This is a genomic window from Phyllobacterium bourgognense, assembly GCF_003337575.1.
GTDB classification, from domain to species: Bacteria; Pseudomonadota; Alphaproteobacteria; order Rhizobiales; family Rhizobiaceae; genus Phyllobacterium; species Phyllobacterium bourgognense.
Genome location: NZ_QPJM01000002.1, coordinates 340,237 through 351,247 on the forward strand (window position 1 = coordinate 340,237; position 11,011 = coordinate 351,247).

9 protein-coding genes are annotated in these 11,011 nt (G+C 58.1%); 4 read left to right on the forward strand and 5 right to left on the reverse strand.

Going from position 1 to position 11,011, the window contains the following annotated elements:
- Nucleotides 1-92 precede the first annotated feature (92 nt).
- Complete coding sequence (locus C7476_RS05295) at nucleotides 93-755, forward strand: YiaD family glycine zipper/OmpA-like lipoprotein (RefSeq protein ID WP_114428847.1); 663 nt, start codon at nucleotides 93-95, stop codon at nucleotides 753-755.
- Here the strand turns inward: C7476_RS05295 and C7476_RS05300 are convergent.
- On the reverse strand, nucleotides 745-1,668 hold the full coding sequence (locus C7476_RS05300) for a pseudouridine-5'-phosphate glycosidase (RefSeq protein ID WP_114428848.1): 924 nt from the start codon (nucleotides 1,666-1,668) through the stop codon (nucleotides 745-747). The two genes, C7476_RS05295 and C7476_RS05300, sit on opposite strands and share 11 nt — an antisense overlap.
- A 14-nt stretch (nucleotides 1,669-1,682) precedes the next feature.
- On the reverse strand, nucleotides 1,683-2,633 hold the full coding sequence (locus C7476_RS05305; protein WP_114428849.1) for a carbohydrate kinase family protein: 951 nt from the start codon (nucleotides 2,631-2,633) through the stop codon (nucleotides 1,683-1,685).
- Between the two features lie 318 nt (nucleotides 2,634-2,951).
- Between C7476_RS05305 and recA the strand changes: the two genes are divergently transcribed.
- The 3 genes from recA (at nucleotide 2,952) to C7476_RS05320 (ending at nucleotide 7,905) form a co-directional block, all read left to right on the forward strand.
- Nucleotides 2,952-4,046, forward strand: a complete 1,095-nt coding sequence (recA, locus tag C7476_RS05310; protein WP_114428850.1) for a recombinase RecA — start codon at nucleotides 2,952-2,954, stop codon at nucleotides 4,044-4,046.
- Between the two features lie 313 nt (nucleotides 4,047-4,359).
- Nucleotides 4,360-7,017 carry an alanine--tRNA ligase gene (gene alaS / locus C7476_RS05315; protein WP_114428851.1) on the forward strand — a complete coding sequence of 886 codons (2,658 nt, stop codon included), beginning with the start codon at nucleotides 4,360-4,362 and terminating at the stop codon, nucleotides 7,015-7,017.
- 381 nt (nucleotides 7,018-7,398) lie between these two features.
- Nucleotides 7,399-7,905 carry a hypothetical protein gene (locus tag C7476_RS05320; RefSeq protein WP_147274615.1) on the forward strand — a complete coding sequence of 169 codons (507 nt, stop codon included), beginning with the start codon at nucleotides 7,399-7,401 and terminating at the stop codon, nucleotides 7,903-7,905.
- Here the strand turns inward: C7476_RS05320 and C7476_RS05325 are convergent.
- From C7476_RS05325 to C7476_RS05335, 3 genes are all read right to left on the reverse strand, one after another.
- Nucleotides 7,902-8,216, reverse strand: coding sequence for a YciI family protein (locus C7476_RS05325; protein ID WP_181872349.1), 315 nt, complete (start codon nucleotides 8,214-8,216; stop codon nucleotides 7,902-7,904). The two genes, C7476_RS05320 and C7476_RS05325, sit on opposite strands and share 4 nt — an antisense overlap.
- A 97-nt stretch (nucleotides 8,217-8,313) precedes the next feature.
- A complete protein-coding gene (locus C7476_RS05330) occupies nucleotides 8,314-9,543 on the reverse strand; it encodes an aminotransferase-like domain-containing protein (protein ID WP_114428854.1) in 1,230 nt (409 codons plus the stop codon).
- Nucleotides 9,544-9,683: 140 nt separating this feature from the next.
- The gene (locus C7476_RS05335) at nucleotides 9,684-10,898 is read right to left on the reverse strand and encodes an NADP-dependent isocitrate dehydrogenase (protein WP_114428855.1); all 1,215 of its coding nucleotides are present in this window, start codon (nucleotides 10,896-10,898) and stop codon (nucleotides 9,684-9,686) included.
- Nucleotides 10,899-11,011 lie beyond the last annotated feature (113 nt).

Here is an 11,011-nt window from a genome sequence, read left to right on the forward strand (position 1 = left end):
CCAATTGGCCCCCCGCTCGCCGCCTTCTTTACCCTTCTTTTGCCCGAATCACTCGTATATTCCCTGCCACATCCAACCGGGGACCTGATTCCATGATAAAAAGATTTGCCATCGGCTGCCTTGCCGCGACCTTTCTTGCGGGCTGCACCACGACCGACCCCTATACGGGCCAGCAGAAAATGTCGAACACGGCCGGCGGCGCCATGATCGGCACGGCTGTCGGCGCGTTGACGGGTCTGGCGATTGGCGGCGGCGGCAAATCCGGGCGCAATGCGGCCCTGATCGGCGCTGGTATCGGCGCCCTCAGCGGCGGCGCGATCGGCAATTACATGGATCGGCAGGAATCGGAACTGCGCGCGCAGTTGCAGGGCACCGGCGTCTCGGTGATGCGCAATGGTGACCGGATCATCCTCAACATGCCGTCCAACATCACCTTCAACACCGATCAGGATCAGGTGAAGCCGGAATTCTTCTCCACGCTGGGTTCTGTCGCCATCGTTCTGCGCAAGTTCGACCGCACCATCGTCGATGTCGCTGGTCACACGGATTCTACCGGGAGCTTGCAGCATAACCAGCTGCTGTCCGAACGCCGCGCGCTGTCCGTTGCCAATTATCTGACCCAGCAGGGCATAGACAACCGTCGCTTCGACGTTCAGGGCTACGGTCCGTCGCAGCCCGTCGCGACCAACGCCACCGAAGCCGGTCGCGCGCAGAACCGCCGCGTCGAGATCCAGATTTCGCCGCTTACCGAGTAGTCAAGGCTACGGCGATCTTTGCGGCAAGGCGCGCGTTGTTCTCGACGAGAGCAATGTTCGCTTTAAGGCTCTCACCTTTGGTGATGTCGAGAAGTTCCGAGAGAAGAAACGGCGTCACTGCCTTGCCGGTGACGCCTTTTTTTGTGGCGCGGGCAATTGCTTGTTTAATATACCCGCTCATGATTTTCGCAGGGATTTCACTTGCCTCGGGGATGGGATTGGTAATCAGCATGCCACCGACAACGCCGATGGCATCTCGCGCAGCCTGAAACTTTGCAATGGCATCGGGACTATCTAGCCGCAATGGTGCCTTGATGTGCGACTGCCTTGACCAGAAAGCAGGCAGCACGTCCGCGCCGTAGACGACGACAGGTACGCCTTTGGTTTCAAGCACTTCCAGCGTTTTCTCGATATCGAGAATCGCTTTAGCCCCGGCCGAAACGACGATAACCGGAGTCCGGTCGAGCTCTTCCAGATCAGCGGAAATATCGAAACTCTGCTCGGCGCCCTTGTGGACGCCGCCAATACCGCCAGTTGCAAAAACCTTGATGCCGGCGAGGTGGGCAGCGAGCATCGTCGCGGCAACCGTGGTTCCCCCGGTACGCCCTTCCGATAGCGCAAACGCCAGGTCGGCGCGCGAGAGTTTCATCGCGCCCTTGACCTGCGCCAGCGCCTCGCGCTCTTGCGCGGAAAGACCGATCTTCAAACGCCCATTGACGATGGCGATGGTGGCGGGAACTGCGCCTTCCGCAATGATGATGGCTTCGACGTCGGCTGCCATGCGGTTATTGTCCGGGTAGGGCATCCCATGGGTGATGATTGTGCTTTCGAGGGCAACGACGGGTTTGCCCGCAGCAAGCGCGTCCTGAACCGCGGGGGCAACGTCCATGAATGGGTTCAAAACTTTGGTCATTATTATTTTCCTTTTTATAAGATGGCAGCCGCTGCCGGTATGTGTGCGAGTGCCATTTCGAATTCCTGCCGTGTGAACCTGGCGCTGGCGGAGTGAACTTTCAATGTAAGCATCGATGCGGCCAGTCCCTCGCGCAAGGCTTGATCAAAGGCGACGGCCCGCATCAGCGCGGCGATCGTGCCGCCAGCCAGCGCATCGCCGGCGCCGGTGACATCGGCGATTTCATCGACGGCGGGTGGGTGGATAGTGAACACATCATTGCCGGAAAAGGCGAGGGCGGCCTCACCGCCATTGCTGATCACTGCGCCCTTGAGACCACCAGCGTGCAATGCCTTGTAGATGTCCTTTAGTCCGGCGTCGGAACCTAGCCCGGTCAGTGCCAGCGCTTCGCGGCGGTTCATGAACAGGCAGGTGAGGTTGCCGAAAATCGGTGCCAGACGAGACACCTTAGCCGGCGAAATCGCCAGTGCAAACAGTGGCCGCTCGCCTGTGAGACTGGCCAGCCGCTGCAGCGCATCCGAGGGGAGGTTGGCATCGCAGAACACCGCATCGGCCATGGCGATCGAATCGCGCACCTTGCGCCGTCGCAATTGCCGAGGCAAGGCGAGCTCATAAAGTCCCATGTCCGCAATGCCCGCGACCACATCGCCGTGCTCGTCGAGGATAGCCGTATAGCTCGGTGTCGCGCGGTCCATGAACACCACCGAGCCGTCATGAATGCCCGCCGATTCGATGGCTGCGCCAACCATTTCCCCGATCCGGTCACCGCCACGCACCGAGAGAATCTCGGCGGCGATCCCGCGCTGAACCGCGAGCCGCAGCGCATTGAAAACGCCGCCGCCCGGCTCCTCGCGCATGATACCCGGATTGGATGCACCGGGCACGAACGGCACGAGGCTCTGGCCGCGCCGGTCGAGATGAGCGCCGCCGACAGCGAACAGCAACGGCTTGGTGACTTGGATCATGGTAGATTGTGTATCCGGATAAAACTTCAAGTTGTAGGCACGGACGCCCGCGCTCCTCTCTAGAACGCCGGAGGCCGCGGTGCAATCATAACAGCGATTCGAAAGGGCGAGCCTTGGTTCAGTCAAAGGCGCTACGAAGCCACGTCGAGAGATGTGGACAGAACGTCACGCCCCGACGAGAACGTTTTGCGAACATTTTTTGATTATTGTTAGTTTACAATAGCTTATGCCTGTTGCCAAATAAGAACAAAACAGATACAAATAAATTCAGATACAGGAACATTCCGGACTTCATGCACAACACAGGGGTAGTGTAACATGGCTCAAAATTCATTGCGGTTGGTTGAGGGTAATTCGGTGGATAAAACGAAAGCGCTGGATGCGGCATTGTCCCAGATCGAGAGGGCCTTTGGTAAGGGCTCGATCATGCGGCTTGGACGCAATGAGCAGGTGGTTGAAATCGAAACGGTTTCGACCGGCTCGCTGTCGCTGGATATTGCCCTTGGCGTCGGCGGATTGCCGAAAGGCCGTATCGTCGAGATTTATGGGCCGGAAAGCTCCGGCAAGACGACGCTTGCCCTGCATACGATCGCCGAAGCCCAGAAGAAGGGCGGCATTTGCGCCTTTGTCGATGCCGAGCATGCACTTGATCCTGTCTATGCCCGCAAGCTTGGCGTCGATCTGGAAAACCTCCTGATCTCGCAGCCGGATACGGGTGAACAGGCTCTGGAGATCACAGATACGCTGGTGCGCTCTGGCGCGATCGATGTTCTGGTCGTCGACTCCGTCGCCGCACTGACGCCTCGCGCTGAAATTGAAGGCGAGATGGGGGACAGTCTGCCGGGTCTGCAAGCCCGCCTGATGAGCCAGGCGCTTCGCAAGCTCACCGCTTCGATCTCGCGTTCGAATTGCATGGTCATCTTCATCAACCAGATCCGCATGAAGATCGGTGTCATGTTCGGTTCGCCCGAAACCACCACGGGTGGTAATGCGCTGAAATTCTATGCGTCCGTCCGTCTCGATATTCGCCGCATCGGTTCGCTGAAGGAGCGCGATGAGGTTGTCGGTAACCAGACCCGCGTCAAGGTGGTCAAGAACAAGCTGGCTCCACCCTTCAAGCAGGTCGAATTCGACATCATGTATGGCGAAGGCGTTTCCAAGACGGGCGAGCTCGTCGACCTAGGCGTCAAGGCCGGTATTGTGGAGAAATCCGGTTCCTGGTTCTCCTACAACTCGCAGCGTCTCGGTCAGGGCCGCGACAATGCGAAACTGTTCCTCAAGGAAAATCCGGAAATCGCCAACGAGATCGAATTGGTGTTGCGCCAGAATGCCGGTCTCATCGCCGAGCAGATGCTCGACAAGGGTCCGGACGATGTCGAAGATGACGAGAGCCCGGACGCCGCCGAAGGCTGATCTGCCGATTACCGCTTAAGGCTCTATCCGCTCACGGTGATTACAAACCCGCATCCAAGACTTGGCTGCGGGTTTTTGCATGATGCTATGGCGAGGGGTTCTTGCCAACCACTCCATCCCTCATGCTGAGCTTGTCGAAGCACGTACAGCAGCATTGCGTGCTTCGACGAGCTCAGCATGAGGGAGGTTGAGCTTAGCAAAGGGATTTTCTGGACAGGTCGCGGCCCTATCGCTACAAGCGGTGCGTTCTGCCCCTTTTCCATAGGAAGGGGCCAATTCCGTTTCGGACAATAGCAGGTCAGAAGGCAATAAGATGAGTGGCGTCAACGAGATCCGGTCGACATTTCTGAACTATTTCAAGAAGAATGGCCATGAGATCGTGGCGTCGAGCCCGCTTGTTCCGCGCAATGATCCGACGCTGATGTTCACCAACGCGGGTATGGTCCAGTTCAAGAATGTTTTCACCGGCCTGGAGCAGCGTCCTTATAGCCGCGCTACCACCTCGCAAAAGTGCGTCCGTGCCGGCGGCAAGCACAATGACCTCGACAATGTCGGCTATACCGCACGTCATCACACCTTTTTCGAAATGCTCGGCAATTTTTCCTTTGGCGACTATTTCAAGGACGAGGCGATCTCGCTTGCCTGGAACCTGATCACCAAAGAGTTCGGTCTTTCGGCAGACAAGCTCACCGTCACCGTCTATCACACGGACGACGTGGCTTTTGACCTTTGGAAGAAGATCGCCGGTCTCCCGGAAGAGCGCATCATCCGTATCGCCACCAGCGATAATTTCTGGGCGATGGGCGATACCGGTCCTTGCGGTCCGTGCTCGGAAATCTTCTATGATCACGGCGCGGATATCTGGGGCGGTCCTCCCGGCAGCGCCGATGAGGATGGCGACCGCTTCATCGAGATCTGGAATCTCGTCTTCATGCAGTTCGAACAGGTGACGAAGGAGCAGCGCATCGATCTGCCGCGTCCGTCGATCGACACCGGTATGGGGCTCGAGCGCCTTGCTGCGGTTTTGCAGGGCAAGCACGATAATTACGATATCGATCTTTTCCAGACGCTGATCCACGCTTCGGAAGAAGCGACCGGCGTCAAGGCGGAAGGTCCATTCCGTGCCAGCCACCGCGTTATTGCCGATCATCTGCGGTCATCGAGCTTCCTCATTGCCGATGGCGTCCTGCCTTCCAATGAAGGCCGCGGCTATGTGCTGCGCCGCATCATGCGCCGCGCCATGCGTCACGCGCAGCTGCTTGGCGCCCGGGAGCCGTTGATGTATCGCCTTCTTCCAGCGCTGGTGCGCGAGATGGGCCAGGCCTATCCCGAGTTGATCCGGGCGGAATCGTTGATCTCCGAGACGCTGAAGCTCGAAGAGACCCGCTTCCGCAAGACGCTCGAACGTGGCCTTGGCCTGCTTGGCGAAGCAACGGAGACCTTGAGCGATGGCGACAGCCTCGACGGCGAAACGGCATTCAAGCTCTATGATACCTTTGGCTTCCCGCTCGACCTGACGCAGGATGCGCTGCGCCAGCGCGGCATTTCCGTGGATACGGAAGGCTTTTCCGCTGCCATGGAGCGGCAGAAGGCCGAGGCCCGTGCCCACTGGTCCGGTTCGGGTGATGCGGCAACGGAGACCATCTGGTTCTCCGTTCGTGATAAAGTCGGGGCGACCGAGTTTCTTGGTTATGAAACCGAGAAGGCGGAAGGCGTCATCACCGCCTTGGTGCAGAATGGCGCGGTTGTAGACAGCGCCAGCGAGGGCGACGCCGTGTCCATCGTCGTCAACCAGACGCCGTTCTACGGCGAATCCGGTGGCCAGCAGGGCGATACCGGCACCATCTCGGGCGATGGCTTCACTGTGTCCGTCACCGACACGCAGAAGAAGAACGACGGCGTTTTCGTTCATATCGGCACCGTTACCAAGGGGACGGTGAAGGTGGATCTGCCGGTCGAACTCACTGTGGATCATGCGCGCCGCACCCGCATCCGCTCCAACCATTCGGCAACGCATCTGTTGCATGAGGCGCTGCGTGAAACGCTTGGCACCCATGTCGCCCAAAAGGGTTCGCTCGTCGCGCCCGACCGGCTGCGTTTCGATTTTTCGCATCCGAAGCCGATTTCGGACAAGGAGCTTGCCGTCATCGAGGATCTTGCCAACGAGATCGTCCTGCAGAATGCGCCGGTCACCACGCGTTTGATGGCCGTCGACGACGCCATTGCCGAGGGCGCCATGGCGCTGTTCGGCGAAAAGTATGGCGATGAGGTGCGTGTGGTTTCCATGGGCACCGCACTGCATGGCGACAAGGCTGGCAAGAGCTATTCGACGGAGCTTTGTGGCGGCACGCACGTGCGTGCGACGGGCGATATCGGCTTGATCCGTGTCGTCTCCGAAGGTGCAGTCGCTGCGGGCGTGCGCCGTCTGGAAGCGCTGACGGGCGAGGCGGCCCGGCGCTACCTCGAAGAGCAGGACGAACGCGTCAAGGCAATCGCCGGCGTGCTCAAATCTGCACCGGCCGATGCGTTGTCGCGTGTCTCGGCGTTAATGGATGAGCGCCGCAAACTCGAACGCGAACTGACCGAAGCGCGCAAACAGCTGGCTTTGGCCGGCCCGGCTTCGGGCGGCGCACAGTCCGAAACGGTCAATGGGGTCGGTTTCATCGGCAAAGTGGTCAGCGGCGTCAATCCGCGTGACCTGAAGCCGCTTGCCGACGACGCGAAGAAGACCGTCGGCTCGGGTGTCGTGACTTTCATTGGCGTCTCGGACGATGGCAAGGCAAGCGCAGTCGTCGGCGTTACCGATGATCTCGTTAGCAAATTTAGTGCCGTCGATCTCGTCCGCATTGCCTCGGCTGCACTTGGCGGGGCAGGCGGCGGCGGGCGTCCGGATATGGCACAAGCCGGCGGCCCCGATGGCTCCAAGGCCGAGGAAGCCGTGTCTGCCGTGCGCGAAGCTTTGGCGGGATAGGTCATCACTGACACCAGCCGCGCGTATTGCGCGGCTGGAATCTATCCCAAGTTGCTATTGGTAATAGATTGGCAAGTACGACTAAGTGTTTAATTTTAAATAATTGCTTTCTTCCAGTGTCGGGAATATTATCTTGGATGAATAGTTTATTATGTTAAGTCGTTTGAAGAATCTGAAAGCCGAGGTGGTCGGTGCCGTGCTTCAGATACCTGTAATTCTCTTCTTAAAGTACTGAGATTCTTTATGCCGCGTAAAGCGGCGGATTGTTACTTATACATTGCTTGGGAGATTGACTTGGTGAGGCGCATCTTTGTTCTGCCAGCGCTTACGATTGCACTTTGTTCATGCATAACGCAGTCAGCAATTGTCAAGGATGTGCACGTGGGTGATCAGATAGCCTATGGACCAGTTGTTACGGCCTATTACGCTGTTTTAGAGTTTCTGCAGATCAGACCGTTTTATTCGATGAAATCGGGGTATGGCTTCGAGACGCGCTTCGCTAGCTATGGCAAGGCCTCATTTATCGAGGCTTGGAGCTTTGGAAAGCAGTTAGACTACAGCAAAGGTGTGTCGCAAAAGGGGATTTGCTTCCAAGCGCCGTGCATGATTGAGGAGACAGGGCTTGTCCTTTTAAGCGAGGCCGATTTTCTGGCAGCGGCGCAAAACGGTTTTGCTTTCGCGTTGGTAGGCAAGCTACGAAGGATCAATGGGAAGGCATCAGCGCAGGCTTTTGGCGCGGTGCTGAAGCTCAAAAAACAGCTTACGCCCGCCGCGTCAGCGATTCAGGTGATCGAGCCGCCTCCGAAGCCCTACCCGGATCTCGCTTTGGAATTGGATGCGAAATCGGGAGAGTTGCGTCCACGTGAACAGGTCCTGACCCTGGATTAACCAGCGCGAAAGCCGCGGGCCGCTGCAATATGCATCGGCGCGATGCTGTAGCTGTTCAGTCCCGCCATCACCGTCGGGTCGTTCTCGGCAAATTGTACTGCTTGATTGTGATCCATGACTTCGAGGAGCGCGATGCCGAACCAGCCGTCCGGGTCTTGCACCGGGCCATAGGCGAGAACGGTTCCCTCTTCGAAATATTCGCCGACATAGGTCACGTGCTGGCGCATCAATTCCTGTTCGTCGTCGTCCATATCGTCGGCGAAGGTCGGGCGCGGCGGGATCAAGCGGAAAAAGAAATGCTGCGTGGTCATCGTTTCAGTCCCCTCTGTTCGATGGCGCTGTGACACTCCATCATACCGCAGGAACATGGGACTTGCGATCCAGTAAATACTTGCCGCGCTGCGGGGGCTATTTCCGTACCTGCTCCATTTCGCTTTGGATCAGCCCGCCAAGCCGCTGCATGCCTGTATCGATCGCTGCGGCATCTGGCAGGGAGAAGTTCAGCCTTATCGTGTTCTTTCCGGTGCCATCGGCGTGGAAGGCCGCACCTGGCACGAACGCCACCCGGATCTGCTCGATTGAACGGGCCAGCAGCGCCGCACCATCCATATGGTCCGGCAGCGTCATCCAGACGAACATGCCGCCCTCTGGCTTTGTCCATGTTACGCCCTCCGGCATATATCGTGCCAAGGCGTTCAACATGTGATCGCGCCGTTGCCGGTAGTGCTTTCTGGCTTTTTCCACCTGCGCATCGAAATGGCGCTCTGCCACGTGGTGAATGACCATCTGGTTGATGGTCGGGCTGTGGAGGTCCGCGGCCTGCTTGATCAGGACAAGTTTGCTGATGACCGGATGTGCGGCGCAAATCCAGCCAACACGCAAACCGGGCGTCAGGGTTTTCGAGAAGCTGCCGGAATAGAGGATGCGTGTCTGGTCGATATGGCCTTCGCGCTCGATATCCAGCGCCAGCAATGAGGGCGCATTCTCTCCCTCATAGCGCAGCGCGCGATAGGCGGCATCCTCGATCAGCGGAATATCGAGTTCGTGCGCTAGATCGATCAGCTTCATGCGATCGCTGCGGCCTATTGTTTCGCCGGTCGGGTTGGAAAAATCACTGGTTAGATAGGCGAGTTTTACGTGACCTCCCGCCGCCCGCTCATTGGCCCGGTAGGCGTCAGGCGTCATGTTGCCACCCTCCGGGATCAGGCGATCATAGTGCGGCTCATAGGCGTTGAACGCCTGCAGTGCGCCGAGATAGGTCGGCCATGTGGTGAGGATCGTATCGCCGGGCGAAATGAAGAGCTTGCCGAGATAGTCGAGCGCCTGCTGCGATCCGGTGGTGATGATGATGTTGTCGATCGTGCAGGCAACACCAAGCGAGGCCATGTACTGCACCAGCCATTGCCGCAACGGCTTGTAGCCTTCACTGACCGAATATTGCAGCGCTGCATCCGCATTCTCGTTCAGGACTGCAGCATAGGCGTCCTTGATCGCATCTTTTGGAAAGAGCGCCGGGTCCGGAATACCGCCGGCGAAAGAGATGATGTCCGGCTGGTCGAGCAGCTTCAACAGCTCGCGAACTTCCGAAGCGCGCATCTTGCCTGTGCGCGCCGAATACCGAGCATCCCAGTCGCTCATTTCAATCCTCCCATCGTGCAAAGGCACTCGACCGCAATTTCGTGATTATGTCAATAATGCTGTCGTATATTTGGGTTTTCAGTTTGACAATATAAAAAGCCCCGGCGAACCGGGGCTTTCTCTAAGCATCAAGTGCCGGATCAGGCAGCCATGGCTTTCGAAAGGTTCTCGTTGATCTTGTCGAGGAAACCAGTGGTCGACAGCCAAGGCTGATCCGGGCCAATGAGCAGGGCGAGATCCTTGGTCATGTAACCGGCTTCAACCGTATCGACGCAGACCTTTTCCAGCGTATGACTGAAGCGCTCGAGCTCCGCATTGCCGTCGAGCTTGGCGCGGTGCGCAAGGCCACGCGTCCAGGCGAAGATGGAGGCGATGGAGTTGGTCGACGTCTCTTCGCCCTTCTGGTGCTGGCGATAGTGGCGGGTCACTGTGCCGTGCGCTGCTTCAGCTTCGACGGTCTGGCCATCCGGCGTCATCAGCACCGAGGTCATCAGGCCGAGCGAGCCAAAGCCCTGCGCCACGATGTCGGACTGCACGTCGCCGTCATAGTTCTTGCAGGCCCAGACATAGCCACCGGACCACTTCAAGGCCGAAGCGACCATGTCATCGATCAGGCGGTGCTCGTAGGTGATCTTCTTGGCCGCGAACTTGTCCTTGAATTCGGCGTCGAACACTTCCTGGAAGATATCCTTGAAGCGGCCGTCATAGGCCTTGAGGATGGTGTTCTTGGTCGACAGATAGCAGGGAACGCCGCGATTATAGGCATAGTTGAACGAGGCATGGGCGAAATCGCGGATCGAGTCGTCCAGATTGTACATGGCCATGGCAACGCCGGCGCCCGGCGCATCATAGACTTCATGTTCGATGGTCTCGCCATCGTCGCCGACAAACTTGATCGACAGCTTGCCCTTGCCGGGGAATTTGAAATCGGTGGCGCGGTACTGGTCGCCGAAGGCATGACGGCCGACGATGATCGGCTGCGTCCAGCCTGGAACCAGGCGCGGGACGTTCTTTGCAATGATCGGCTCGCGGAAGATGACGCCGCCGAGAATGTTGCGGATCGTGCCGTTGGGCGACTTCCACATCTTCTTCAGGCCGAATTCCTCAACGCGCTGCTCGTCAGGGGTGATGGTGGCGCATTTGACGCCGACGCCATATTGCTTGATCGCATTGGCTGCATCGATTGTCACCTGATCGTTGGTTGCATCACGATGCTCGATCCCGAGGTCATAATATTTCAGGTCGATATCGAGGTAAGGATGGATCAGCTTTTCCTTGATATATTGCCAGATGATGCGGGTCATCTCGTCGCCGTCAAGCTCGACGACCGGATTTGCAACCTTGATCTTTGCCATGGAGTGTCAGCCTCTTTTTTGCTGCGTCTGGGAGTGTCAGCACGGGATTAAAGTGAGGGTTCGCGCCCCTATAGCACCACGATTGCAGAACGCAAAGTGAGGGATGCGCTGGT